This window comes from Phenylobacterium sp. (genome assembly GCF_004299445.1).
In the GTDB taxonomy this organism is placed as follows: domain Bacteria; phylum Pseudomonadota; class Alphaproteobacteria; order Caulobacterales; family Caulobacteraceae; genus Phenylobacterium.
Genome location: NZ_SCTC01000064.1, coordinates 1 through 24,677, shown reverse-complemented (window position 1 = coordinate 24,677; position 24,677 = coordinate 1). Strand labels below are relative to the sequence as shown.

Annotated in this window: 20 protein-coding genes; 10 read left to right on the top strand and 10 right to left on the bottom strand. The window is 69.1% G+C overall.

Annotated elements, in window-relative coordinates:
• Positions 1-328 (top strand): hypothetical protein (locus tag EPN98_RS17570; RefSeq protein ID WP_293364218.1); only part of this gene is annotated, 328 nt, incomplete at its 5' end.
• Position 329: 1 nt separating this feature from the next.
• On the opposite strand, the gene EPN98_RS17565 is transcribed toward EPN98_RS17570, so the two are convergent.
• The 3 genes from EPN98_RS17565 to nhaA form a co-directional block, all read right to left on the bottom strand.
• Positions 330-2,567: a molybdopterin cofactor-binding domain-containing protein gene (locus EPN98_RS17565; RefSeq protein ID WP_293364217.1), complete on the bottom strand. Its 2,238-nt coding sequence runs from the start codon at positions 2,565-2,567 to the stop codon at positions 330-332.
• Complete coding sequence (locus EPN98_RS17560; protein ID WP_293364216.1) at positions 2,564-3,025, bottom strand: (2Fe-2S)-binding protein; 462 nt, start codon at positions 3,023-3,025, stop codon at positions 2,564-2,566. The genes EPN98_RS17565 and EPN98_RS17560 overlap by 4 nt, the downstream gene beginning before the upstream one ends.
• 87 nt (positions 3,026-3,112) lie before the next feature.
• A complete protein-coding gene (gene nhaA / locus EPN98_RS17555; protein WP_293364215.1) occupies positions 3,113-4,309 on the bottom strand; it encodes a Na+/H+ antiporter NhaA in 1,197 nt (398 codons plus the stop codon).
• A gap of 96 nt (positions 4,310-4,405) precedes the next feature.
• On the opposite strand from nhaA, the gene EPN98_RS17550 reads away from it, so the two are divergent.
• The 3 genes from EPN98_RS17550 (at position 4,406) to EPN98_RS17540 (ending at position 7,381) form a co-directional block, all read left to right on the top strand.
• Complete coding sequence (locus EPN98_RS17550) at positions 4,406-4,975, top strand: carboxymuconolactone decarboxylase family protein (RefSeq protein WP_293364214.1); 570 nt, start codon at positions 4,406-4,408, stop codon at positions 4,973-4,975.
• Position 4,976: 1 nt separating this feature from the next.
• Complete coding sequence (locus EPN98_RS17545) at positions 4,977-5,777, top strand: SDR family NAD(P)-dependent oxidoreductase (RefSeq protein ID WP_293364213.1); 801 nt, start codon at positions 4,977-4,979, stop codon at positions 5,775-5,777.
• A 182-nt stretch (positions 5,778-5,959) separates the two neighbouring features.
• Positions 5,960-7,381 carry a protein adenylyltransferase SelO gene (locus EPN98_RS17540; protein WP_293364212.1) on the top strand — a complete coding sequence of 474 codons (1,422 nt, stop codon included), beginning with the start codon at positions 5,960-5,962 and terminating at the stop codon, positions 7,379-7,381.
• On the opposite strand, the gene EPN98_RS17535 is transcribed toward EPN98_RS17540, so the two are convergent.
• From EPN98_RS17535 to EPN98_RS17525, 3 genes are all read right to left on the bottom strand, one after another.
• Positions 7,374-8,258: a DMT family transporter gene (locus EPN98_RS17535; RefSeq protein WP_293364211.1), complete on the bottom strand. Its 885-nt coding sequence runs from the start codon at positions 8,256-8,258 to the stop codon at positions 7,374-7,376. The genes EPN98_RS17540 and EPN98_RS17535 overlap by 8 nt on opposite strands.
• Positions 8,251-9,078 carry a tRNA glutamyl-Q(34) synthetase GluQRS gene (gene gluQRS, locus EPN98_RS17530; RefSeq protein ID WP_293364210.1) on the bottom strand — a complete coding sequence of 276 codons (828 nt, stop codon included), beginning with the start codon at positions 9,076-9,078 and terminating at the stop codon, positions 8,251-8,253. The genes EPN98_RS17535 and gluQRS overlap by 8 nt, the downstream gene beginning before the upstream one ends.
• A 100-nt stretch (positions 9,079-9,178) precedes the next feature.
• Complete coding sequence (locus EPN98_RS17525) at positions 9,179-9,808, bottom strand: TetR/AcrR family transcriptional regulator (RefSeq protein ID WP_293364209.1); 630 nt, start codon at positions 9,806-9,808, stop codon at positions 9,179-9,181.
• Positions 9,809-10,866: 1,058 nt separating this feature from the next.
• On the opposite strand from EPN98_RS17525, the gene EPN98_RS17520 reads away from it, so the two are divergent.
• The gene (locus tag EPN98_RS17520) at positions 10,867-12,192 is read left to right on the top strand and encodes a PEPxxWA-CTERM sorting domain-containing protein (protein WP_293364208.1); all 1,326 of its coding nucleotides are present in this window, start codon (positions 10,867-10,869) and stop codon (positions 12,190-12,192) included.
• Between the two features lie 4 nt (positions 12,193-12,196).
• Here EPN98_RS17520 and EPN98_RS17515 read toward each other — a convergent pair whose 3' ends face one another.
• Complete coding sequence (locus tag EPN98_RS17515) at positions 12,197-13,006, bottom strand: hypothetical protein (protein WP_293364207.1); 810 nt, start codon at positions 13,004-13,006, stop codon at positions 12,197-12,199.
• Positions 13,007-13,117: 111 nt separating this feature from the next.
• On the opposite strand from EPN98_RS17515, the gene EPN98_RS17510 reads away from it, so the two are divergent.
• Both EPN98_RS17510 and EPN98_RS17505 read left to right on the top strand, forming a co-directional pair.
• Positions 13,118-13,867 (top strand): methyltransferase, encoded by a 750-nt coding sequence (locus EPN98_RS17510; protein WP_293364206.1) that lies wholly within the window; start codon positions 13,118-13,120, stop codon positions 13,865-13,867.
• 178 nt (positions 13,868-14,045) lie between these two features.
• Positions 14,046-16,154, top strand: a complete 2,109-nt coding sequence (locus EPN98_RS17505; protein WP_293364205.1) for an ATP-binding protein — start codon at positions 14,046-14,048, stop codon at positions 16,152-16,154.
• 12 nt (positions 16,155-16,166) lie between these two features.
• Here EPN98_RS17505 and EPN98_RS17500 read toward each other — a convergent pair whose 3' ends face one another.
• On the bottom strand, positions 16,167-18,374 hold the full coding sequence (locus tag EPN98_RS17500) for a S9 family peptidase (protein WP_293364204.1): 2,208 nt from the start codon (positions 18,372-18,374) through the stop codon (positions 16,167-16,169).
• Positions 18,375-18,458: 84 nt separating this feature from the next.
• Between EPN98_RS17500 and EPN98_RS17495 the strand changes: the two genes are divergently transcribed.
• The 3 genes from EPN98_RS17495 (at position 18,459) to EPN98_RS17485 (ending at position 22,448) form a co-directional block, all read left to right on the top strand.
• A complete protein-coding gene (locus tag EPN98_RS17495; RefSeq protein ID WP_293364203.1) occupies positions 18,459-18,797 on the top strand; it encodes a hypothetical protein in 339 nt (112 codons plus the stop codon).
• Positions 18,798-18,828: 31 nt separating this feature from the next.
• Entirely contained in the window at positions 18,829-19,080 is a 252-nt protein-coding gene (locus tag EPN98_RS17490; RefSeq protein WP_293364202.1) for a DUF3297 family protein, read from the top strand.
• Positions 19,081-19,442: 362 nt separating this feature from the next.
• Complete coding sequence (locus EPN98_RS17485; protein WP_293364201.1) at positions 19,443-22,448, top strand: TonB-dependent receptor; 3,006 nt, start codon at positions 19,443-19,445, stop codon at positions 22,446-22,448.
• Between the two features lie 205 nt (positions 22,449-22,653).
• Here EPN98_RS17485 and EPN98_RS17480 read toward each other — a convergent pair whose 3' ends face one another.
• Entirely contained in the window at positions 22,654-23,940 is a 1,287-nt protein-coding gene (locus EPN98_RS17480) for an HlyC/CorC family transporter (protein WP_293364200.1), read from the bottom strand.
• A partial coding sequence (locus EPN98_RS17475) for a 3-dehydroquinate synthase family protein (RefSeq protein WP_293364199.1) occupies positions 23,937-24,677 on the bottom strand: 741 nt, incomplete at its 5' end. The genes EPN98_RS17480 and EPN98_RS17475, both read right to left, overlap by 4 nt.

The following is a 24,677-nucleotide window of genomic DNA, read 5'->3' as shown; positions in this document are numbered from 1 at the left end:
CCGCACTCACGACAGTCGCCGCTTCGCGGCCAGCAGAGACCCGCCCCGTTCGTGTGGTTCGTGTGGTTCGTGGTCCAAAATGCAGCGCCTGCCCTCGGCACGGCGCCCATCCGTGCAATCGGTGGTTCATTCCGACAGCGCGCGGCGCGGCCAGGCCGGAGCCCTCGCGTATCGCCGCCATCCCGATAGCCGCCCGTCCAGGGAACATCCCGCCCGCCACTGCGCTGTAGATGGCGGCTTGGAGGCTCAGCGCATGAACCGGATCATCTACATCGTCGGCCTGATCGTCGTGGTCCTCGCGGTGCTGTGGTTCTTCGGCCTGCGCTGACTCACGCCTTCCGCATCGCCGCCTTGACCGCCTCGGGCCGGATCGGCAGGTCGCGCACCCGCGCACCCACCGCGCGGTAGATCGCGTTGCCGATGGCCGGCCCCACCACCGTGGTCGCCGGTTCGCCCAGGCCCACGGGCGCCTCGGTGGACGGCATGAACTCGACCTCCACGTCGGGCACGCCCGACATCCGGAGCGGCGTGTAGCTGTCGAGATTCAGGTCCTTGGGCTGTCCGTTCTCGAAGGCCGTGCCCTCATGCAGCGCCAGGCTCAAGCCCCACAGCGCCGCGCCCTCCATCTGCGCCAGCGCGCCGTCGGGGCTTACCACCGTGCCGCAGTCGACCACCAGGGTCAGCTTCTCGACCTTCACCGCGCCGGTCGCCGGGTCCACCGCCACCCGGGCGGCGCAGCCGGTCCAGGTGGGCATGTCGCGCTCCTGGCCGAACGAGGTGGCGATCCCGAGGCCCGTGTTCTTCGGCAGCGCCTTGCCCCAGCCGGCCTTGGCCGCCAGCCGACGAACCACGGCCGCCTGCCGCCGGGCCCCACCCACCGCATTGGGCGCCGAGCCCGCGTTCTTGCCCGCCGCGTCCAGCATCCGCAGCCGGAACTCCACGGGGTCGACCTTGGCCTCGGCCGCCGCCTCGTCGATGAAGCTCTCCAGCGCCCAGTTGGTGAAGCCCGGACCCACCGAGCGCAGCCAGCCCGGCCGGAAGGTCTTGTTCGCCAGGTCGTTGCCGACGGCCCGCACCCGGTGGGCGCCCACGTTGTACCAGTGATTGGCCCCGTTGACCGCGAACGGGTCGAAGGCCACGCCGTTCGCGCCCTTGGGCATGAAGAAGGGCGCCATCGCCTCGGTGGGCCACCCGGCGCAGACGTGCTGCTCCATGGCGGTCACCCGGCCGCCCTCGCCGAACGCCATCCGCACAGTCTGCACCGATGGTGAACGCGGGCTGTCGAAGCGGCTGTCGTCCGCGCGGGCCAGCACCATCTTCACCGGCTTGCCGCCGATCGCCTTCGACGCCAGGGCCGCGCCCACCGCATAGTCGCCGTTCAGCCGCCGCCCGAAGCCGCCGCCCAGCAGGTGGGTGCGCAGCACGATGGTCTCTTCCTTGCGCCCCAGCGCAGTGGCCAGCCACGGCAGCACCAGCGACTGCCACTGGTTGCCGGTGTGGACCTCGAAGATCCCGTCCTTCTCGAACGCCAGCGCGTTCACCGGCTCCATCTGGAAGTGCAGGGCGGTGGCGGTGGTGTAGGTCTGCTCCAGGGTCGTCTTCGCGGCCTTGAAGGCCGCATCGACGCCCGGGTCCTCGACCACCAGGCCGCCCTTGGACTTGTCCGCGATCAGCGCCCGGGCCCGGGCCTGCAGGTCGGCCTCCGAGACCTTGGCTTCGGGCGGCGTCGTCCAGGTGACCTTCAGCGCCTGCGCCGCGCGATCGGCCGCCACCCAGCTCTCGCCATAGACCATCACCCAGCCGGTGACGTTGTCGGATGGGTCGTCCAGCGCAATGGTCCGCAGATAGCCTGGGACCTTCTTGGCCTCGGCCTCGTCCAGGCTCGCCACCTTGCAGCCGTACCGCGTGGGCGGCAGCACCGGCCGGGCGTAGACCATTCCCGGGACCTTGGCGTCGATGCCGTAGACGCCCTTGCCGTTGGTCTTGGCCGGGATGTCCTGGGCCGGCGCGGCCTTGCCGATCAGCCGCCGGTCGACGGCCTTCTTCACCGGAACCTTCGCCAACTCGTCGGCCGTGAAGCTGCGCAGCTCGCCCTTCGCGACGATCTCGCCGTAGCCGATCGACTTGCTCCCGGCGACCACCGCGCCGTTGCGCGCCGTGCAGCTGGCCGCCGGAACGCCCAGCAGCTTGGCGCCGGCCTCCACCAGGGCGATGCGGCCCGCCGCCGCGGCCTGGCTGTAGAGCGGATAGCTCTGCCAGACCGACCAGCTGCCGCCCGTCACCATCAGGCCCCACTTGGGATCGGTGTCGACGTGCAGGAACGTCGTCTTGGCCCAGTCAGCCTCCAGCTCGTCGGCGACGATGCGGGCGATGGCGGTGCCCACGTGCTGGCCCATCTCGGCGCGGATGATGTGGACCACGACCTGGCCGTTCCGGTCGATCGTGTACCAGATGGTCGGCGCATAGACGTCTGCGGCCTCGGCCGGGCCGTTCATGGCGAACGCGGCGCCAGCGGCCGTCACCGTGATCAGGAAACCGCGGCGGGAGAGATCGGTCATCGCGTTCATGCCTTCACCCCTGCTTTGGCAGCCAGCTTGATGGCGCGGCGGATGCGGATGTAGGCCATGCAGCGGCAGAGGTTGCCCTCCATGGCCGCGGTGATCTGTTCGTCGGTCGGGTTGGGCGTGGCGTTCAGCAGGGCGACTGCCTGCATGATCTGGCCCGACTGGCAGTAGCCGCACTGCGGCGCCTGGGCCTCGATCCAGGCCTTCTGCACCGGGTGCTCGCCCTTGGGATCCAGCCCCTCGATGGTGGTGACCGCCTGGCCGGCCACCGAACCCAGAGGCGTGATGCAGGCCCGCACCGCCTGGCCGTTCACATGGACGGTGCAGGCGCCGCACGAGCCGATCCCGCAGCCGAACTTGGCGCCCGTCAGCCCCGCCTCGTCGCGGATGGCCCAGAGCAGCGGCGCGTCTTCCGGTGTCTTCAGCGACACCTCGCGACCGTTCAGACGAAAGGTTGTCATGCCGCCTCCCCAAGCTGGATGAACGCGACGAGCGGACGCCTAAATCCGTCGCGCTGCAAGGGCTTCCTTTGTCGGTCCGCGCCGCGGTTACGCCTGGCCCGCCTGGTCACGCGCGCGCCGGGCGGCGCTGATCGCCAAGACCGCCATTCCCATCAGCACCGAGGCGAGCGAGCCCAGCACCACGCCGGCGCGCACCTGGGCCTGGTGCAGGGCGTCCGCGGCGGGGAAGGCCAGGGCCCCGATGAACAGGCTCATGGTGAACCCCACGCCGCACAGCGCCGAGACGCCGTAGAGTTCGAGCCACTTCGCCCCCGTGGGCCGGCGGGCCCATTTCAGTCCGATGGCCAGCGCGGCGGCTCCGAACACCCCGATCTGCTTGCCGAAGAACAGGCCCGCCGCTACGCCAAGGCTGACCGGACCCAGGATGCCGACGCCCTCGACCCCGCCCAGCGAGAAGCCGGCGGCCATGAAGGCGAACAGCGGCAGGATGAAGAAGGCGACGTAGGGATGCAGCGCCTCCATCGTCTCCTGCAGCACGCCCTGGCCGCCCGGTCGCTTGGGCTCCAGCGGCAGGCAGAAGGCCGCGGCGACCCCGGCCAGCGACGTGTTGATCCCCGACTTCAGGGTGAAGCCCCAGAGCAGCAGGCCGCCCAGCACCCAGAAGGAGTACGGCGCCGTACGCCACCGCGACATGGCCGCCAGGACCGCCAGCGTGACGGCCGCGCCCGCCAGCATCGGGAACCGCACCTCCGAGGTGAACAGCACCGCGATCAGCAGCACCGCGACCAGGTCGTCGGCGATCGCCAGCGTCAGGAGGAAGATGCGCAGGGCCGGCGGCAGGCGCGGTCCCACCATCGCCAGCGCCGCCAGGGCGAAGGCGATGTCGGTGGCGGTGGGAATCGGCCAGCCGGCCGGGCTGCCGCCTTCGCCGGCGTTGATGGCCAGGTAGACCAGCGCCGGCACGACCACGCCGCCGGCCGCGGCCAGCACGGGCAGCGCCAGCCGGCGCGGGTTCGACAGCTCGCCGCGCAGGATCTCGTGCTTGATCTCCAGCCCCACGACGAAGAAGAAGATCGGCATCAGCGCCGTCTTCACCCAGGCCGCCACGCTCATCTGTTCCGCGAACGGCCCGACCTGGACCGTCACCGCGTGATAGGTGATCGCGTGATAGGCGCCGGCCCAGGGCGAGTTGGCCCAGACGATGGCCGCCAGCGCCGCCATGGCCAGGATCAGCCCCGAGCCCGTTTCGGTCTTCAGGAACTCAAGCGTGGGCCGGCTCGCCATGGCGCCTGCCTACCAAGGCCCTCCCGGACGCTCTAGCGAAATCGGCCTGCGTCTCTAAGCTGCCGGCGCAACAAGCCGAAGGTTCGAGGAAACGCCATGAGACTCTCCAGCCCCCGTGTCGCGCCGCTCAGCGACGCCGAGCTGACCCCCGACCAGGAGGAGGCGCTGAAGCCCGTCCGCAACGGGACCATGGGCGTCCTCAACATCTTCCGCACGCTGGCCCACGCACCCAAGGCGCTGACCCGGTTCAACGACTGGGGCGGCTACGTCCTTAGCCGCCGCAACGACCTGCCCGCCCGCGAGCGCGAGATCGTGATCCTGCGCGTCGGCTTCCTCTGCAAGTCGGGCTACGAGTTCACGCAGCACACGCGCATCGGCCTGCAGTCCGGCCTCACCGACGCCGAGATCGAGAACATCAAGCGCGGCGCCGACGCCGGCTGGAGCGCCGCCGACGCGGCCCTGATCAAGGCGGCCGACGAGCTGGTGGGCGACCACTTCATCACCGACGCCACCTGGGCCGAACTGGGCAAGCACTTCACCGACAAGCAACGGATGGACGTGGTCTTCACGACCGGCCAGTACACCCAGGTCTCGATGATCCTTAATTCGTTCGGCGTGCAGCTGGACGCCGGCCAGACCCTGGATCCTGAGCTGAAAGGCTTCTGAGATGACGGGGCGGCTCGAGAACAAGTCGGCGGTGGTCGTCGGCGCGGGGCAGACGCCCGGCGAGACCATCGGCAATGGCCGCGCCATGGCGCTGCTCTTCGCCCGCGAGGGCGCCCAGGTGCTGTGCGTCGACCGGCTGCTCGACCGCGCCGAGGAGACGGCGGCGCTTATCCGGGAGGAGGGCGGGACCGCCTTCGCCCTCGGCGCCGACATCGTCAAGGGGGCGGAGAACGTCCGGATCATCGACGAAGCAAAGGCGCGCTTCGGGCGGCTCGACATCCTGGTCAACAACGTCGGGATCGGCGGCGGCGACGGCCCGGCGCACCGGCTTGAGGAAGCGGCCTTCGACCGGATCCTGTCGGTGAACCTCAAGGGCATGTGGCTGACCATCAAGGCCGCCTTGCCGCTGATGCGCGACGGCGGGGGCGGCTCGATCGTCAACATCTCGTCGCTGGCGGCGCGGGGCGGCGGCATCCAGCTGGCGTACGAGGTGTCGAAGGCCGGCGTGAACCGCCTGACCACCAGCGTGGCCCAGTCCAACGCCCGCTACGGCGTGCGCTGCAACGCCATCATGATGGGCTACATGGACACGCCCATGGCTGTCTCGGGCATCGCCGGCGCCAGCGGTCGTTCCACCGCCGAGGTCCGCGCCGAGCGCGACGCGCGCGTTCCCCTGGGCGGCAAGATGGGCACGGGCTGGGACACGGCCTACGCGGCGCTGTTCCTGGCCTCGGACGAGTCGAAGTTCATCTCGGGCGCGATCCTGCCGGTCGACGGCGCCATGGGCGTCCGGATCGGCTAGGGCGGAACGCCGCGCCCCGCCTCCGCGTTAGTCGCCCCTGTCGAGGGGCTTCAGACCGGAGAGCTTTGCTGATGAACGGCATCATCTATCTCGTCGGCCTCGTGGTCGTCGTCCTGGCGGTCCTGGGCTTCCTGGGAATCCGCTAGTTGCCTCGGGCGGGCGCGACCGGCTAGCTGCCGCCGATGCCCGTCTCCCCCGCCTATCGGCCCGATCCGCAGTTCCCGTCGCTAGGCGGGGAGTTCGCCGATCCCGTCGCGGCGGCCGACTTTCCCCAGACCCTCCTGCGTTTCCGCAACGACCGCGCGGCGGCGACCGTCGGCCTCGACACGCTGACCGACGACGAGTGGGTCGCCCACTTTGGCCGGTTCGCGCCGCTGCCCGGCAACATCGATCCCCCGCTGGCGCAGCGCTACCACGGCCACCAGTTCCGCAGCTACAACCCCGACCTTGGCGACGGCCGCGGCTTCACCTTCGCTCAGATGCGTGAGGCCGGATCGGGTCGCCTGCTGGAGCTCGGGACCAAGGGCTCGGGCCAGACGCCGTGGTCGCGCAGCGGCGACGGGCGCCTCACGCTCAAGGGCGGCGTGCGCGAGGTCCTGGCGACCGCCATGCTGGAAGCCCTCGGTGTCCCCACCTCCCGCTCGTTCTCGCTGATCGAGACGGGCGAGGCGCTCATCCGCGGCGACGAGCCCAGCCCGACACGTTCGGCGGTCCTGGTGCGCCTGTCGCACAGCCACATCCGCTTCGGCAGCTTCCAGCGCCATGCCTACTTTGAGGCCGGCGACCGGATCACCACCCTCGTGGACCACGTGATCGCCAACTACTACCCGGACCTCGAGGGCGCCAACGACCGGCCCGCCGCGCTGCTGGGAGCCGTCTGCCAGCGCGCCGCGCGGATGACCGCCCGCTGGATGGCCGCCGGCTTCGTCCACGGCGTGCTCAACACCGACAACATGAACATCACGGGCGAGAGCTTCGACTACGGCCCCTACCGCTTCCTGCCGCACTCGGACCCCAACTTCACCGCCGCCTACTTCGATCACCAGGGGCTCTACAGCTTCGGCCGCCAACCCGAGGCCGTGTTCTGGAACCTGCAGCAGCTGGCTGGCTGCCTCAGCCTGGCGACCGAGAGCGATCCGCTGGTCGAGGCGCTGAACGGCTTCGGCCCGGCCTATCGGCGCGAGCTGATGGCCGCCATGCTGGCGCGCCTGGGTGTGGTCTCGCGCGGCGAGGATGAGGACGCGGCCCTGGTCCAGGCCAGCTTCAGGGCCATGGCCGAGGGCGGAGACCGGCTGCGTTGGGAGCCGTTCTTCTTCGACTGGTTCTGCGGCCGGGAGGATCGCGCCCTGTCCGGCACCCGCGCGACCCTCTACGCCGAGGAGCCCTTCGCCGAGTTCCGCCAGCGGCTGGCCACCTACGACGCCGACCGCCCCGAGCGACTGGGCCACCCCTACTTCGCGCAACCCGACCCCGAGGAACTGCTCTACGACCAGATCGAGGCGCTGTGGGCCTTCATCGCCGAGTCCGACGACTGGAGCGTCTTCCAGCAGAAGCTGGATCGGATCGAGGTCGCGCGGCAGGCCTGGGGGCTCTCGCTTACCTAGCCTGCGACACCCGCTGCGCCAGCACCACGCCGGCCAAGGTGATCGCCGCGCCCAGGCCCTGCAGCGGACCGATCGCCTCGGCGAAGAGGACGTAGCCCAGGATCGCCGCCACCACCGGCTGGACCAGCACCACCACTGAGGCGGTGGGCGTCGGCAGGCGGCCCATGGCCCAGGCGATCGAGCCCTGGCCGGTGACATGCATCAGCCCCAGGCCTGCGCAGGCGGCCCAGCCCGCGGCCGTCATCGGCATCAGTGGCTCCCCCAGGACGACTGCGGCGATCAACAGCAGCGGCGCGCCGGCAAGGCCGGCCCACAACATCAGGCGGCTGGCGCTTTCGGTCTTCCGGCCTTCGGTGATCGTCAGGAAGTAGAAGGCGTACCAGAGCGCCGTGAATAACGAGAGCGCGTCGCCCAGCGGCTGGTTGCTGGGCGTGCCGCCAGTCTTCTCGATGGCCATCAGTGATGCGCCGCCGACCGCCGCGGTCACGGCCACCAGGAACAGCGCCCGCGGGCGCTGGCGCAGGAAGATCCACGCGAACGCCGTCACCACCACCGGTGTCAGGTTGGGCAGCACCGTGGCGTTGGCGACCGAGGTGTACTGGATGCCGTAGTGCCAGAACCCCAGGTCGAGGGCGAAGAACAGGCCCGCCAGCAGCGCCCACTTCGACGGCGCCCCGCCGAGCCCGCCAGTCCGTGCGGTCATCAGCGCCAGCAGGGGCGTTGCGAACACGAGCCGCCAGAAGCCGGTCGCCGTCGGGCCGGCGTCGCTCAGCCGCACGAGGATCGCCGCCAGCCCGATGATGCCGGCGCCCAGGACCAGCACCGCCAGGGCTTGCCAGCGCGGCCCCTGTTGCGTGTCGGCGACAGCCTCAGCCAAACCCAAGCTCCTTGCGCAGGTCGCCCGGGCTCATACCGCGTTCGCGCAGAGACCGCAGCGTCTCCGCCTTGTCGCGCTTGGCGAGCCGCTTGCCGTCGGGACCGACCAGGAGCGGATGGTGCGCGTAGGAAGGGGTGGGCAGGCCCAGCAGCGCCTGCAGCAGCCGCTGCACATGCGTGGCGTCGAACAGGTCCACGCCGCGGATCACATGGGTGATCCCCTGCAGGGCGTCGTCGACGGTGACCGCGAGGTGGTAGGCCACGCCCACATCTTTGCGCGCCAGCACCACGTCACCGCCCAGCTCGGGCCGCGCCGACACCAAGCCCTCCGTCTCGTCGGTGAACGCAAGGTCCGCGAAGCCGCCAAGCTTCGCCGCTGCGGCGTCCAGCGATAGCCGCCAGGCAAACGGCTTCCCCGCCGCCAGCTTCGCCGCTTCCTCGGCGGCGGGGAGGGGGCCGCCGCGGAACACCTCCATCGGGCCGTGCGGCGCTGACGCCATCGCTTCCGCCACCTCCTTGCGGGTGCGGAAGCAGCGGTAGACGAGTCCCTCGGCGTCCAGGCGGGCGAGGGCGGCGTGATAGTCGTCCAGGTGCTCGGACTGTCGACGCACGGGCGTCTCCCAGTCCAGCCCCAGCCAGGCCAGGTCATCGAGGATCGCCGTGTCGAACTCGGGCCGGCAGCGGGTGGCGTCGATGTCTTCGATGCGCAGTACGAACCGGCCCTTCGCCCGGCGTGCGGCGTCGAACGCCGTCAGCGCCGAGAAGGCATGGCCCTTGTGCAGGTAGCCGGTGGGCGAGGGGGCGAAGCGGGTCGCAAACACCCGCTAGGCCATTCGTCGCTTGAGTTGTTTCAGTCGCGGCACGACGAATGATCTGTCTCTAAGCAAGGTCTGAGCATTCGGCGCGCCGAATGCTCCGGGCTTAGCAGCGGTGCTGTGGGTTGGGGAACAGCCCCATGTGGTTCAGGACCGCTTCGAGGAACTGGCGTTCGCCGCCGAGCGCTTCCTTCAGGTGGTCGAACTGCTTGAAGCCGGCCATCTCGGCGAGGCCGTGGGCGCCGCACCAGGCCGCCACGCTGGCCAGTTCCAGGTGCACCTCGTCGTCCGGATTCGCGCCGTGCTCGATCATGGTGTCGCGCACCATGCAATAGGCGCTGTCCTTGTTGTCCTGCACCTCGTCGGGCAGCATCTCCTTGTCGCGCGCAGCGTCGTACATCACGCGATAGAGCGCCGGGTTGTCGCGGGCGAAACAGACATAGGCGATGCCCAGCGCCGTCAGCTGATGCGGGCCCACCGCCGTTCCCTTGGCTTCGGCCATCAGCGCGCTGAGGATGTCCCAGCCCTCCTGGGCGACGGCGTCCAGCAGCTCGGCCTTGTCCTTGAAGTGGTGGTACGGGGCCGCCGGGCTCACCCCGGCCTCGCGCGCCACGGCCCGCAGCGACAACGCCGTGGGCCCCTCTGCCTCAAGAAGCCGCCGGGCCGCGTCGACGAGCGCGCGCCTCAGGTCGCCATGGTGGTACGGACGGGATTCGGCGCTTTTAGCTTCGCTCATGGCATTACCATAATTTCATATCTAAGCGCTGTACAGATGCCATTGACGGTTCAGGACGCCGCACCTATCTGAGCGATGTTCAAATAAGAAACGCCCCCACTCCCCTGGGGGTTCAACTGAAAAGGTGTGTGTCATGTCTCTCGCAAACTTCGAACGGATCTTCGACCGTCTCGCTCCGGCTTTCCTGCTTTTCCTGGGTCTCACGGCGGCCCTGGCGACGGCGGGTCTCGGCGCCTAGGGCCTCCCCGCCCTCGCACGGTCGTATCTGACGGAGGGGCCCCATCGCGGGCCCCTTTTTCGTGGCCCCGACCGGGTGTGCAGAACCGCATAGCGATCAGGCGAAATCGCTGATCTATGCAGTGTTCAGATGATGCTACAAAAAGCTTGTCCAAACGGACGCCCCGGCTCCCCACGGGGTTCCCAATCGAACGGAAGGTCAACTGTCATGTCGCTTGCCAAAATCGAACACAGCTTCGACCGCATCGCGCCCCTGTTTCTCATGGCGCTGGGCCTCTTCGCAGCGATCTCGACGGCCGGATTGGGCGTCTGATTCGCCTAACAGATTGACTTCTATGAAGAACTGGAGAGGGCGCCGATCGCGGCGCCCTTTTCATTTTGGGTCATGCATCCAGCTTGGCCATGGCGCCGTATTTGCAGGAAGTGCGCGACTGCAGAGGTTTCTCCTATTGGGCGAATTTCCCCTGCTGAGTGTCTATCGTGGCGGCTTCACCCCCAAAGCTGCATGGTTGAGCTTCCAATGTGCCGGAAACTCCCAATCGGCGCGGAGGAAAGTTGCGCTGAGGAGCGATTCCGATGGAGGCCAGCGTGGGCTGCCTCAAGGCGACGGGCGGAACAGCCGGGCGGCCGAAGGGCGCGCCGGACCTCTTTCGCATGTCCCGTCCCGGAGCCTCCCCGGCGAGGCAAAGCGTCGCGCGGCCGGCTGGCTTAACGACTTCTAGGCGAATTTCGGGCACCTCTACCTTGGGCTGCGATACCCGTCGCGGCGCCGAGTTCGCTTTTGTTCAGGCCGATCGTCGGATCGGTTGGGGGCAAGTCCGATGACCGCCGGAACGTTTGATCGTCGCGCGCCCAAGCGCGGCCTGATGGCCTCGGCCATCGCCTGGGTCTGGCCGCAGCCGATCCGCACTGAAGAACAACGCGCCGGCTATGCCTGGATGGGTCCGCTGGCCGCCTGGATGTGGCCGTCCCGTCTCGAGGACGAGCGCTTTGGTCGTCGCCACGGCCTGATGGGCGTTCTGTTCGGCTGGATGTGGCCGCAGAGCCTGGACCGCGGCATGCAGCGCTGGTGGCGCGCGAGCTGGCTTTGGAGCTGGATCTGGCCGGGGCGGGTGATGGGCCCGAATGGCGAGATCTGCCCGCTGGCCCCCTGGCATCCTGCGGCGCGTCCCGAGGTCTGCGCGACAGACCCGTGGCACAGGAAGGTGGGCCGCCACGGCGGCGCCGTAGCGATGATGATGGCCGCGACGGCCATCGCCGCGCCGACCTTCATGGAAGGCAACAGCGTCCTCGACGGCGGCCGTCTGAACCTCTTCGTCGGCGGCGGAACGAACCCGGACGGGGCTCCCACGGGCGCCACGGAACAGGCCGGCGGCCCGGATGGCGGCGGGGTTGACGGCGGCGCGGGCGAGACCGGCTCAGGCGGTCCTGGCGGCGGCGCCGGCGGCGGCGGTCCCAGTGACGGCCCCAACCTCCCCGACCTGACCGACCTCGGCCCGCCCGACATGGGCGGGACCGACGGTGCGACGGACGGCGTGCTGCTCGGCGGCACGGGTGGCCCGACGACCGGCGAACCCGGTGAAGCGGGTGACCCCGATGGCCTCAACCCGCCCACGGACGGCGGCGACGACCTGTCGCCCAATCCAGACCTGGTGCCAGGCAACCCGACCGGCGGCGCTCTCGGTGGCGGTGGCGGTGGCGGTGGCGGTGGCGGCGGTGGCGGCGGCGCAGGCGGCGGTGGAGCTGGCGGTGGCGGCGGTCAACCGACCAATCCCAATGGCGGCGGCAACCCGTTCACGCCCCCCACGAACGAACCCGGCGTCAACCCGCCTGGCCTTGAACCGCAAGGCCCGCTGACGCCTCCGACTCCCCCCACCGACAAGCCGTTCCCGACGATCCCCGGCGCGGGTGGTCCCGGCGCCAGCGGTCCGCTGTTCAACGACGAAGGCGGCGGCGGCGGCGGCGGCGGCGGTAGCGGTGGCGGCGGCGGCGGTGGTGGCGGCGGCGGCGGCGGCGGCGGCGGAGCGGGCAACACCGGTCCTGTCGGCGGTGTGCCGGAGCCGGGCGCCTGGGTCATGATGATCCTGGGCTTCGGCGCGGTCGGCTATGCTATCCGTCGTCGTCGGTTCGCCGCCACGGTCTCCTGATCGGCTAGTACCGCTCGTGCGGATAAGGGTAGCGCGGTCGCGGCCAGCCCGGTCGCGCCGGCTCCCACCGTTGCTCATCCTCCTCATAGGCCCGACGGCGCTGGGCCTCCTCATACGCGCGCCGGCGATCGTCCTCGTAGGCCCGCTGGCGCGCTTCGGCGTACGCGCGCTCCTGGGCCGCGGCCTCTGCGCGCCGCTGCCGCTCGGCGGTCTCTTCCACCTGACGCCGCTGCGCCTCGGCCGCGGCGGTCTGGGCCTGGATGGCGGCCAGCTGGGCGTCGTTCAGCGCCCGGGCGCGGGCCTCGGCCTCGGTGCGCTCGCGCGCGGCCAACTCGACCGCAGCTCGCTCACGATGCCGCGTCGCCGCCTGGGCCCCGCAGACCCGCAGGTCCCGCAACCCCCGTTCGGAGCCCGCCAACGACACGGTCAGAGGCTCATCCGACAGCCAGGCCACGCCCAGCGTGCCGCCGCGCTTCATGGCCGTCTCGGTCTCTTCCGAGAGCACCAGCTCGCCGGCCCCGTCGGGCCCGCGGAGCATCAGGTTCGAAAACCGCTGCTTGTCGATGCGGATCGGCAGGAACGCCCGCGCCGGCAGGTCCTCCTTGAAGAACCGCAGGCTGACCAGTTGGCCGTCCGAGATCAGGCTGACGGGGGTGACGCCGCCAGAGCCCCCGGTAAGCTCCATCGCCACGCGACATCCGGTGTCGGTGGGGCTGACAAGCCAGGCGAGGGCGGGCGGGTTGGCCGCGGCCGCCTGGGCCGGGCCTGAAAGGAGCGCAGCAGCCGCTACGCCCCCGATGATCATCCTGATCACGACGGCTCCTGACTGACACGCAACGCAAAGATACGGCCGTTCACCGGAGCTCGCTAGAGGCGCGGACGTCGCGGGTGCTAGGGTGTCGTCACAGAACAGAGGGAGGCGGACATGACCCGCAATTGGATGTTGGCCGCTGCGGCGGTCGTGGCCCTGGGCGCGACGACGGCGATGGCCGCGATCCCGGCCAACATCGCAGCGGCGCTGGCCGACAAGGGCCGCCCCGCGGAAGACGTAGCCAAGGACCCCGTCCGCAAGCCGGGCGAGACGGTGGCGCTGCTCGAGGTGAAGCCGGGCGCGAAGGTGGTCGACCTGGTGATGGGCGGAGGCTACTTCACCCACATCCTTTCGGCCGCCGTCGGCCCGAACGGCACGGTGGTGGCCTACCAGCCCGCCGAGTTCATTCAGTTCCAGGCCAGCTATGGCGAGAACCTTAAGAAGGTCACGGCCGCCCACCCCAATGTGACGCCGATCGACTCATCGTTCGGCGCTCTCGACCTGCCCGACGGCCTGGATGCGGTGCTGACCGTCCAGAACTACCACGACATGCACCTCACCCCGTTCCCGAAGGACACGGCGGCCAAGGTCAACGCCGAGATCTTCAAGTCGTTGAAGCCAGGCGGCGTCTACCTCGTGGTCGATCACGTCGGCGCGCCGGGTTCGGGCCTTGAGGCGGCGATGAAGGTGCACCGGATCGAACCGTCGATCGTGAAGGCGGAAGTCGAGGCCGCGGGCTTCAAGCTGGAAAGCGAGAGCCCGATCCTGCGCAACACCACCGACAGCCACACCGCCAACGTGTTCGACCCCTCGGTGCGCGGCAAGACCGACCAGTTCGTCATGAAGTTCCGCAAACCGAAGTAGCCGCTGAGCCCCCGGCGGTCCTGGCCGCCGGGGGCATCTGAAGGGGCCGGATCGTCGACGCCGTGGGCGAGCCGCCGAGGCCACAGTCGCCAAGGCCAAGGTCTGCGACAGTTTGTCTGCGGCGTGCGGCGTTATGGTTACTGTCGATCAGTCATGGCATCGGCCATGTCTCCGCCGAATGGCAACTGCGGCGAGAATCGGCCTCACCGAAGGCCAGTCGGCGCTGCGCCGGCTGATGGCGCTGGGCGTGGCGCTGCTGGCGCTTGTGCTGCTCGGACTGGCGGCGCTGCTCATCGCCGGCTCGCAGGCGCTGGACTCCCTGCAGGCGCGCGAGGATCGCGCCATGGTGGACAACGTCGTTGGCCGCCGCCTGCATCGCATCGTCACGGACATCACGACCGCGACGGTCTGGAACCAGGCCTATCGCGAGTTGCGCCCCGGAGGATCGCTCGAGTGGCTGGACAATGAGATCGGCAGCTACTTCACCAACAACCGCGGCCATGACCTGACCATCGCCTTGGATGGCGCCGATCGGCCGTTCTACGCCTGGGTCGGGACGTCCCGCGCCGACCCGCGCGCGCAGACGACTTTCCTGGCTGACGCAGCGGGCATCGTTCGCCGGGCGAGGGCGCTGGAAAGCCGCCGCGAGTCGATTCCTCCACCTGTCGGCGACACCGATCCCGACCTGGCGGAGACCGCATCCGGCGTCGTGCTCTCGGGGGGGGTGCCCTACCTCGTGGCGGCCTCGACGGTGACCCCAGAAGACGCTTCCTCGCCCCGCCGTCCGGGTCGGGCGATGCTAGTCATCTCGGCCCAGCGACTGGATCGCGAGACGCCGTCGCTGCTGGCCGCCTCGGGCATCGCCGGCGCCCGCTTCCAGGAAGCCGCCTCCAACTCTCCGGCGTCGTTGGTCGTGCGCGCGGTCGATGGCGCCCGGATCGGCGAGATCGTCTGGGTGCAGCGCCACCCGGGACTGCAGGCGCTGAAGACGGCGGCGCCCGTCCTGGCGCTGGGCTGCATCATGCTGCTGGGGGTGATGCTGGCGCTGGGCTGGCAGATATGGCGTGTGGCGCGCCGCCTTCTTGTCCATGAGCGCGCGCATGCCGACGCCATGCAGGAGCTGCAGGCGGCCCGTGACCGCGCCGAAAGCGCCAACGTCGCCAAGTCGCACTTCCTGGCGAACATGAGCCACGAGATCCGCACGCCGCTCAACGGCGTGCTCGGCATGGCTCAGGTCCTGGCGAGGAGCGACCTGACCCAGGCGGACCACGACAAGGTTCGGCTGATCCGCGCGTCGGGCGAGACCCTGCTGTCCCTCCTGAACGACCTCCTGGATCTCTCAAAGATCGAGGCCGGCCGGATGGACATCGACGCGCATGACTTCGACCTGGAAGCCGAGGTCGACACTGCGACCCGCAGCTTCGCCACCTTGGCGGCGCAGAAGGACGTGCGCTTCCTGCTCTCCGTGCAGCCCGAGGCCTGTGGGATCTGGCGCGGCGACGCGGGCCGGATCCGCCAGGTGATTTCCAATCTCGTTTCCAACGCCGTGAAGTTTACCGACAACGGGGAGGTGCGCGTGTCGCTCCGCCGAACGGGCGAGGGTATCGTCTGCACCGTGTCCGACAGCGGCGTCGGCATTGCCAGCGACGCGCTGGAGCGACTCTTCGGGCGCTTCTCTCAGGTCGACCCCAGCGCCACGCGCCGGTTCGGCGGCTCGGGCCTGGGCCTGGCGATCAGCCGCGAGCTGGTCGAGCTCATGGGGGGCAGGATCTCGGCGACCAGCGTCGAGGGCCGTGGCTCGGCGTTCACCTTCGAACTGCCCCTGCCTTGGGTCGGTCCGCGCCGCGCCGTCGCCTCGACGCCCGAGGCGGAGCCGGAATTGCCCCCAATCCGCATCCTCGCGGCCGAGGACAACACGACCAACCAGCTGCTGCTGACGGCGATTCTCGATCCGCTGGGTGTGGATGTCGTCATCACCGCAGATGGCCGCGCGGCCGTGGACGCGTTCAGCGCACAGTCGTTCGATCTGATCCTGATGGACGTGCAGATGCCGGTGATGAACGGCGTTGACGCCACCCAGGCCATCCGCGCCATCGAGGCTGAGCGTGGTCTGCCGCAGACCCCGATCCTGGCGCTCTCGGCCAACGTTATGCGTCACCAGGTCGACGAGTACCTGGCCGCCGGCATGAACGGCTTCGTCGCCAAGCCCATCGAGATGGCCGCGCTGATCGACGCCGTATCGCAGGCGCTGGAAGCGCGCGATGCGATCCGCAGCGTCGCCGCCTGACGTCCAGGTCGGCTAGTCGCCTTTGAGCTTGCGGTCGAAGAAGTCCAGCGTGGCCATGGCGCGGTGCATCCGGTTGGCCGGCGTCCAGCCGCCGCGGTGGCGAAGGCCGGGATAGACCATCGTCTCGAACGGCTTGCCTTGCGCCTGCAGCGCAAAGAGCACCCGCGTCGAGTGATCGAAGGTGACGTTGTCGTCCGCCATCCCGTGGATCAGCAGCAGCGAGCCGTCCTTGAGGCGGGGCAGACGGCTGACGATCTCCGACGCGCCGTAGCCGTCCGCGTTGTCTGCCGGCGTGCCCATGAAGCGCTCGGTGTAGTGGGTGTCGTAGAGCTTCCAGTCGGTCACCGGCGCACCCGAGACCCCCGCCTTGAACGGGCTGTCCGGCGCGGTCAGCATCAGGAGCGTCATGTAGCCGCCGTAAGACCAGCCTGTGACGCCCAGCCGTTCCGGATCCACGTAGGGCAGCGTCTTCAGGTAGTTCGCCCCGACGATCTGGTCGTCGACTTCCAGCTGGCCCAGTTTGCGGTCGATGGCGGTCTTGAAGGCCGTTGAGCGGAAGCCGACGCCGCGGTTGTCCAGCCGGAACAGGATATAGCCTGCGTCCAGCAGGATCTGATCTTCGGGGCTGTGCCAGTTGCTGGCGACGCGCGGGCCCGAGGGGCCGCCATAGACCTGCACGATCACCGGATACTTCTTGGAGGCGTCGAAGCCGGGCGGCGTGCGCATCGACCACCACAGGTCCGAGCCGTCGGCGGCCTTGATCGTGCCGAAGGTCGGCTGGCGCAGGCGGTCCACGTACGGCCAGAACGGATGGCCGGGCTTCAGCGGGTTCTCCTCGATCCAGCGCACGCGGGTTCCGTCGGCGCGGTAGAGCGCGGTTTGGGCCGGGGTCTTCGGATCCTCGTAGGTCCCGGCGAAGGCGCCGCCCTTGTCGGCCACGGTCACCGTCCACCAGCCGCCGGCCGGGGTCAGCGCCTTGGGCTGGCCCGGCTTGGCGTACGACACGGAATAGATCCGGCGCTCGCCGGGGCTGTCCTTGTGCGCGGCGAAGATCACCGTCTGCCTGGCCTCGTCCAGGCCCTCGATCTTGCCTACCGGCCAGTCGCCGCTGGTGACCTGCCGGATCAGCTTGCCGTCTCGGCCGTAGAGGTAGAGGTGCCGCCATCCTGACCGCTCGGACGACCACAGGAACGTTCCGTCCTTCAGGGGCTTGAAGTCGTCGGTGAGGTCGACCCAGTGCGGGCTGGTCTCGGTGAGGATCACGTGACCCTTGCCGGTCGCCGGATCCACGGCCAGCAGGTCCAGCCGGCGCTGATCGCGGCTCTGGCGCTGGACGTAAAGCGTCGCCGCGTCCTTCGCCCAGGCCACGCGGGCCAGGTAGATGTCGGCGTCGGCGCCCAGGTCCACCTTCACGCGCGGCCCGTCCAGCGGCTGGACGTAGAGCTCGACGCGGGCGTTGGGCCGACCCGGCCGGGGGTAGCGCTGGGCGATCACCTTCGCGCCGGTGGCTCCGACCTCGGGACGGTCGACGACGTCGACGCCGGTCTGGTCGACGAAGGCGATGGCGACGGCCTTGTCGTCGGGGCTCCACCAGTATCCGGTGTCGCGGTCCATCTCTTCCTGGGCGATGAACTCGGCCGTCCCCCAGCTCTTGAGCTCGGTCCCACCCTCGGTGAGCGCGCGCTCGGCCCCGCCGGCGGTCGGCGTGATATAGAGGTTGTCGTCGCGCACGTAGCTGACGAAGCCGCCCTTCGGCGAGACCTTGGCGTCGATCTCGTCGCCGGCCGTGCGGGTGACTTGCCGCGCCTTACCGGCCGCCACGTCATAGACGAAGATGTCGCCCTCGACCGGGGCCAGGATCACCTTGGCCTGACTGTCCCAGGCGTAGTCGACCACGCCGCGGGTGGCCACGCCCGCCCGCTCGCGCCGCGCCTTCTCGGCCTCGGACAGCTCACGCCGGGCGGGGGCGAGGGTCTTGCCGTCCAGGAGCAGGCGGGGTTCGCCGCCGGCCACGTCCGCGACCCAGAGGTCGGTGACGGTCAGGTCGTCGGCGCGGGTCTTGATGTAGGTCACCGACTTGCCGTCCGGCGACAGCTTCACGCCCCGGGCGCGGGGGCCCGAGATGTCGGGGCTATCGAAGATCCGTTTCGGAGGAAGCTGCTCGGCCAAGGCGGGGGTGACGGCGAAAAGGGCCGCGAGCGCGGCGGTGGCGAGTTTCATGGCTGTTCTTGAACCGCGTTGAAACGGGCTTGGCAATCCGTGTGCGCGGCGGCGGGGGTAACATCGGAGCAGGAGGATCGGATCATGCGAAGGCTCGTGCTCGCACTCGCCGCCGGGTTTCTGGTGTTTGGACCGGCGGCGGCCCAGCCGACGCCGGCCTCGCCGAAGTACACGCTGGAGACGCCCATCCATGAGCTGATGGAGGACCCGAAAATGCTGGCGTGGCTGGATCGGCATTTCCCCGGCCTTTCCGAGCGGATGCGCGATCCCGAGGTCGGCGCGCTGTTCGCCGGGGTCAGCATCCAGGGCCTTTCCATCGACCCCGATCATGGCCGTGCGCTGACGCCGGAAGTGATGGCCAAGCTGAAGGTTTCGCTGGAGAAAGCCCAGGAGACGCCGGCTGTGGCGCCGCCTGCGTCTTGAACCGCGCGGCCGGTCGTGCGAGGTCCCGCGCATGAGCGACGACACTCTTCCGCCCCTGCCCGACCGCCTCAGCGTGGACCCCAACAGCCCCTATTATGACGAGGCCGTCCTCTCGCGGAACGTCGGCGTTCGCTTCAAGGGCCAGGACAAGACGAACGTCGAGGAATACTGCGTCAGCGAAGGCTGGGTGCGGCTCGCGGTCGGAGCCTCCAAGGACCGTCACGGCAACCCGCTGACGATCAAGCTGCAAGGCCCGGTCGAGCCTTATTTCCGCGAAGGCTAAGCCGTCCTGCGCCGCGCACGTGTCGCTGGCGCCACACGCCACGTAACAATGACAGGCCGGTACGGCCTATGACCGCCTGGAGACAGATTGCGGGCGCCTTTGCGCGCGTTTCGTGACGCGGCAAAACCTTCCACGATATCAGCATCTTGAGGGCAGTCTCGGCCCGGCGTGCGATCCTCTTCCTGAATCGATTTCATGAAGACGATGAGGCGATCTCCTTAAGCGCCGCCGCGGGCGCTCCCTAGAGGTGGCGTCGGGCAGCGGCAGTGGGGCGCCGCGCGAGCCGGCGGCCCCGATTCCAGACGTCCGCAGCAAGGCATGCATGCCGCGCGTCCGCGCGCCGGCAATTGGAGGATTTGCATTTGAAGCTCTACCCGACGCGCCAGCGCCTGCTGGCTACCTCGTTCATCTGCGGCGCGATCACCGCGACCGGTTTCGCCGGCGCAGCCTGGGCCCAGACCACCGAGGAAGGCGCCGAAGTGGGCGAGATCGTCGTCACCGGATCGCGGATCCGCCGCGACACTTTCTCGGCGCCGCAGCCACTCTCGGTCGTCAGCTCGGAGGCCATCCGCGAGTCGGGCCAGGTTTCCGTGGGCGACCTCCTGCTTGAACAGCCCAACATCAACCCGAACCAGAACTCCCAGACCACGTCGGCGACCCTGTTCCTGGCCGGTCAGACCCGCGCCGACATCCGCGGCCTGGGCGCCACCCGCACCCTGGTGTTGATGGACGGCCGTCGCCTGCCGTTCTCGGACGCCTCTTCGCCGGCCGTGGATCTCAACACCATTCCCTCACTGATGATCGATCGCATCGAGACGATCGCGGGCGGCGCCTCGGCCGTGTACGGCTCGGAAGCCATCTCGGGCGTCGTCAACTTCGTGATGAAGAAGCAGCATGACGGCCTCGAGGTCGACCTGCAGACCGGCATCACCGAGGAGAAGGATGGCGAGGAGTTTCGCGCCGGCTTCAACTGGGGCCGCAAGTTCTTCGACGACAAGCTGAGCGTGCTGGTCGGTGGCGAACACGCCGGCCTCGAGCCGATCCTGCAGAGGGACCGGGACTGGGCCTTCCCGGGGATCCGCCGCAACTCCGCGACCGGCGTCACGGTCCAGAACGTGCTGCCCCAGTCGCGTTCGAACTCCTCGCCCTTCGCCACCTTCCAGCTGCGCAACAGCAATGTGGTGGGCACGGGCCTGTCGGTCACCCGCGACATCCGCGACAACGGCAGCTCGATCGTGCGCCTGTCGCAGAACTGCGCCACCGCCACCGTCCAGCCCACCTGCCAGGACCCGTCGCTGTTCTACAACCAGGTGTTCACGGCGCTGCAGGGCAAGGCCAATCGCGGTGTCCTGCGCACCTATGTGGACTACAAGGTCACCGACAACTGGAAGGTCTTCCTCGACGCCAGCTACGTGAAGGTTTCGGGCTACGGCATCTTCTCGCCGGCGTTCTCCAGCGCGGCGGGCGGCGGCACGATGCCGATCACCATCCGTGGCGACAACGCCTACCTCAACGGTCCTGGCGCGGCGGCGGCGGCGCTGCGGGCAGCCTGGACGGCGTCGTCGGCGGCCACCGTGCCCTTCGAGCAGCGCGGCGCGGGCCTCACCCTCACCCAGGCCTCGCAGGTCCAGGTCGGCAAGACCTGGGTCGAATTCGGCAACCGCGACGTGAAGACCGAGCGCGAGCAGATCCGCATCGCCGGCGGCATGGAGGGCAAGTTCCAGACCTTCGGCCGCGACGTGAACTGGGACAGCTACGTGCAGTACTCCGAGCTCAACGGCTCGACGATCTCGTACAACGTGCCCAACATCGCCCGGGTGCAGCAGGCGGTGGACGCCGTGCTGCTGAACGGCCAGATCGTCTGCCGCGACGCCGCCGCCCGCGCGGCGGGCTGCACCCCTTGGGACCTGATCAACGGCCAGCCGTCGCGAGAGGCCATCAATTGGGCCAACGGCGTCTCGGTCACCGACCAGCAGATCAAGCAGACGGTCGCCGGCCTGAACTTCGCGACGTCACTCTTCGAACTGCCCGCCGGCCCCGTCGGGGTGGCCTTCGGCGCCGAGTACCGCAAGGAGGAGAGCTTCTTCGCGCAGGATCCGATCGGCGCTTCGGGGGCGCTGTTCTTCAACGCCATCGGCACGCGCGCGGGTGAGTACAACGTCAAGGAAGCCTACGGCGAGATCCGGGTCCCGATCCTGAAGGACGCTCCGTTCGCCGAGGAGCTCACGTTCGAGGCCGCCGGCCGCGTGTCGGACTACTCCACGATCGGCGGCACCGACCAATACCGCCTGCACGTCGAATGGCTGCCGGTGAAGGACATCCGCTTCCGCGCCTCGCAGTCCACCGCCGTGCGCGCGCCCAACATCGTCGAGCTGTTCGCCCCGCAAAGCCGCAACTTCACTACCGCCGCCACCGACCCCTGCGACGCTTCGGTGTTCGCCGGCGCCACGGCGGCCCAGCAGGCGGCGCGACGGGTCAACTGCGCGGCCGCGATTCCGGGCTACAATCCGGCGACATTCCAGTCGAGCTTCGGCGCGGGCCGCCCGTCGCTGCCGCTGCTGCAGGGCGGCAACCCCGACCTGGGGCCCGAGACGGCGACCACCCACCAGTACGGCGTCGTGGTCCAGCCGCGCTGGATCCCGAACCTTCAGATTTCGGCCGACTTCTTCAAGTACAATATCGAGGATCAGGTCGGCCTGATCCCCATCAACACCCTGTTCCAGGCGCTCTGCTACGACTCGGCTACGCCATTCGCGTCCAACCCGTTCTGCGCGCAGATTCAGCGTGACCCCACGGGGACGGCGGCCGGCGTCGTCGGCGGCGTGACGCAGGTGATCCTGGTCAACCAGAACGTGGCCAGCGTGAAGGTCGAAGGCTGGGACTACGCGATCTCGTACGGGTTCCAGACCGAGGACCTGTTCGGCAAGGACTACGGCTCGATCGCCATGCGGCTCGACGCCACCTGGATGTACCGCTTCCACCTCCAGGGGCTACCCGGTCAGGCCTACACCCAGCTCGCGAACACCATCAACAACGCGACGCCCGAGTGGAAGGCCAACGGTTCGGTTCGCTGGACCTACGACAAGCTGTCGGTCACCTGGAATACGGTCTGGATCGACTCGATGGTCTCGAACAACGCGTTCCAGCCGAACCAGCTCGACCCCTACTACACGGGCGACTATTTCCGGCACGATCTTCGCGTCGGCTATAAGCTGAACGACGACATGTCGGTGCGCGCGGGCGTGATCAACCTGTTCGACCGCAACCCGCCGGGCCTGCCGGAGACCTTCACCGGCACCGGCACCGGCGCGTCGCAATACGACAACCGCGGCCGCTTCTTCTTCGTCGGCGCGAACCTGAACTTCTGATGCTGCAGAGGTGGGGAGGCGGTCCGCCGCTTCCCCATCCCTCATTGCGCCGCAGGCGCTGTCATTCTGGAAACACGAAATACACGAGATGCACGAACGCGCCCGAGGACCTGCCAGGGCCGCGGCCAGCTCCGACCCTTTCGTGTATGTCGTAGTTCCGCCCTACCGACGCTGACGCGCTAACGCGGGGCGGGGGAGGCTCCCGCTACTCCCCGTCGTCCCGCGGCAGGGGCTCGACCCTCAGCGAGGTGACGCGTGCGCCCTTGCGGGCTTCAACGCGGAAGCGGTGATGGTGGAAGGTATAGGTCTGGCCCACCTCGGGAATCTGCTGGGCCTCATGGATCAGCAGGCCCGCGACCGTCACCGCCTCGTCGTCGGGCAGGTCCCAGTCCATCGCGCGGTTCAGGTCCCGGATGGTGACCGAGCCCTCGACCACAACCGAGCCGTCGGCGTCCGGCTTGACGCCGGCGGCCACCACATCGTGCTCGTCCTCGATCTCGCCCACGATCTCCTCGAGGATGTCCTCGAGAGTTACGAGGCCCTGCAGCGCGCCATACTCATCGACCACCAGGGCGAAGTGGTTCTGGCGCTTCAGGAAGGCCGCGAGCTGGTCCTTCAGGCTGGTGGTCTCGGGGATGAACCACGGCTCGCGCAGGATGGCGGCGATGTCCAGGTCGTCGATCCGGCCGTCGGTCTCGGCCAGCGCCTGCAGCAGGTCCTTCACATGCAGGACGCCCACCACGTTCTCGGCGTCGCCACGATAGATCGGCACCCGGCTATGCTGGCTGGCGAGGGTCTCGGCCAGAATCTCACGCGGCGGCAGGTCGCCGTCGACGGTCTCCATAGAGCGGCGGTGGACCATGACTTCGGACACGTCCATCTCGGCCAGGTCCAGCACGCCGCCCAGCATGTAGCGGTCGCGACTCTCCACCAGGCCTTCCGAGTGGTGGTATTCGACGGCCCCACGGATCTCCTCGTGGGCCGCCAGTACGTCGGTCCCGGCGTCCAGCTTGATGCCGAAGGGCCGCAGCGTCTGGCGCACGATCCACTGCGCGCCATCGGCCAACGGGCCGAAGATGCGAACCACCCAGTACGTCGGGATCGAGAGCGAGCGGGCTGTGTCGTCGGCGCGGGCGATGGCGATGGTTTTGGGCAGGATCTCGGAAAAGATCACCACCAGCACCGTCATTACCGCGGTGGCGATCGCCGCGCCAAGCCAGCCGGGGAAGGCCGCGCCCAGCACCTGGGTGGTGACCACCGAGGCGAAGATGTTGATGACGTTGTTCGAGAGCAGGATCGCCCCGATCATCGTCTCCTGATTGCCGATGAGCTTGTTGACCCGGCGCGCCGCCTGGTCGCCTTCGCGCTCCAACTGGTGCATCCGGCCGCGGCTGGCGGCCGTCATCGATGTCTCGGCGGCCGAGATCAGCGCCGACATCGTCAGCAGGATGAGCAGGGTGGGGGCCAGGCCCGCGACGAGCGCCCAGATCACGGCTTTTCACCTGATGGGTGGGCGCCTTCCGCAACTAGGAATTCAAGCACGGCGGCGGCGTCCACGTCCTTGGCGACGAACGCGTCGCCCAGCGCGCGCGCCAGGATGAAGGTCAATCGACCGGCCTCGGCCTTCTTGTCCTGGCCCATGTGCATCACCAGACGTCCGGCGTCGAACGGATGGCCGGGCACGTCACGCAGCCTGGTCGGCAGGCCCGACGCGGCGATCGCGCGGCTGGCGCGCTCGGCGTCCTGCCCATTGGCCAGCCCCAGGCGAGCGGAGAAGCGGAACGCCAGCGCCATGCCGACGCCCACGGCTTCGCCATGCAGCAGCGCGTCGCCGTAACCGGTCTCGGATTCCAGAGCGTGGCCGAAGGTGTGGCCCAGGTTCAGCAGCGCGCGGCGCCCCTGTTCCTTCTCATCCTCGGCGACGATCTCGGCCTTCATCTCCACAGAACGCGCGACCGCGTGAGCCAGCGCCTCCGGGTCGCGCGCCAGCACGGCCGCGACGTTCATCTCCAGCCATTCGAAGAACACGCGGTCGCCCAGCAGGCCGTACTTGATAATCTCGGCGTACCCCGCGCGCATCTCGCGGTCGGGCAGGGTGGACAGCACCGTCTGGTCGGCCAGGACCAGCCTCGGCTGGTGAAAGGCCCCCACCAGGTTCTTGCCGCGCGGCGTATCGATGGCCGTCTTCCCGCCCACGGAGGAATCCACCTGCTGGCGCAGGTGGATTCC

Excerpts from the sequence above, each read along its gene's own strand:
- EPN98_RS17565 (WP_293364217.1), bottom strand. The coding sequence starts at position 2,567 with ATGAACGCGATGACCGATCTCTCCCGCCGCGGTTTCCTGATCACGGTG.
- EPN98_RS17560 (WP_293364216.1), bottom strand. The coding sequence starts at position 3,025 with ATGACAACCTTTCGTCTGAACGGTCGCGAGGTGTCGCTGAAGACACCG.
- nhaA (WP_293364215.1), bottom strand. The coding sequence starts at position 4,309 with ATGGCGAGCCGGCCCACGCTTGAGTTCCTGAAGACCGAAACGGGCTCG.
- EPN98_RS17550 (WP_293364214.1), top strand. The coding sequence starts at position 4,406 with ATGAGACTCTCCAGCCCCCGTGTCGCGCCGCTCAGCGACGCCGAGCTG.
- EPN98_RS17545 (WP_293364213.1), top strand. The coding sequence starts at position 4,977 with ATGACGGGGCGGCTCGAGAACAAGTCGGCGGTGGTCGTCGGCGCGGGG.
- EPN98_RS17540 (WP_293364212.1), top strand. The coding sequence starts at position 5,960 with ATGCCCGTCTCCCCCGCCTATCGGCCCGATCCGCAGTTCCCGTCGCTA.
- EPN98_RS17525 (WP_293364209.1), bottom strand. The coding sequence starts at position 9,808 with ATGAGCGAAGCTAAAAGCGCCGAATCCCGTCCGTACCACCATGGCGAC.
- EPN98_RS17520 (WP_293364208.1), top strand. The coding sequence starts at position 10,867 with ATGACCGCCGGAACGTTTGATCGTCGCGCGCCCAAGCGCGGCCTGATG.
- EPN98_RS17510 (WP_293364206.1), top strand. The coding sequence starts at position 13,118 with ATGACCCGCAATTGGATGTTGGCCGCTGCGGCGGTCGTGGCCCTGGGC.
- EPN98_RS17505 (WP_293364205.1), top strand. The coding sequence starts at position 14,046 with ATGGCAACTGCGGCGAGAATCGGCCTCACCGAAGGCCAGTCGGCGCTG.
- EPN98_RS17500 (WP_293364204.1), bottom strand. The coding sequence starts at position 18,374 with ATGAAACTCGCCACCGCCGCGCTCGCGGCCCTTTTCGCCGTCACCCCC.
- EPN98_RS17495 (WP_293364203.1), top strand. The coding sequence starts at position 18,459 with ATGCGAAGGCTCGTGCTCGCACTCGCCGCCGGGTTTCTGGTGTTTGGA.
- EPN98_RS17490 (WP_293364202.1), top strand. The coding sequence starts at position 18,829 with ATGAGCGACGACACTCTTCCGCCCCTGCCCGACCGCCTCAGCGTGGAC.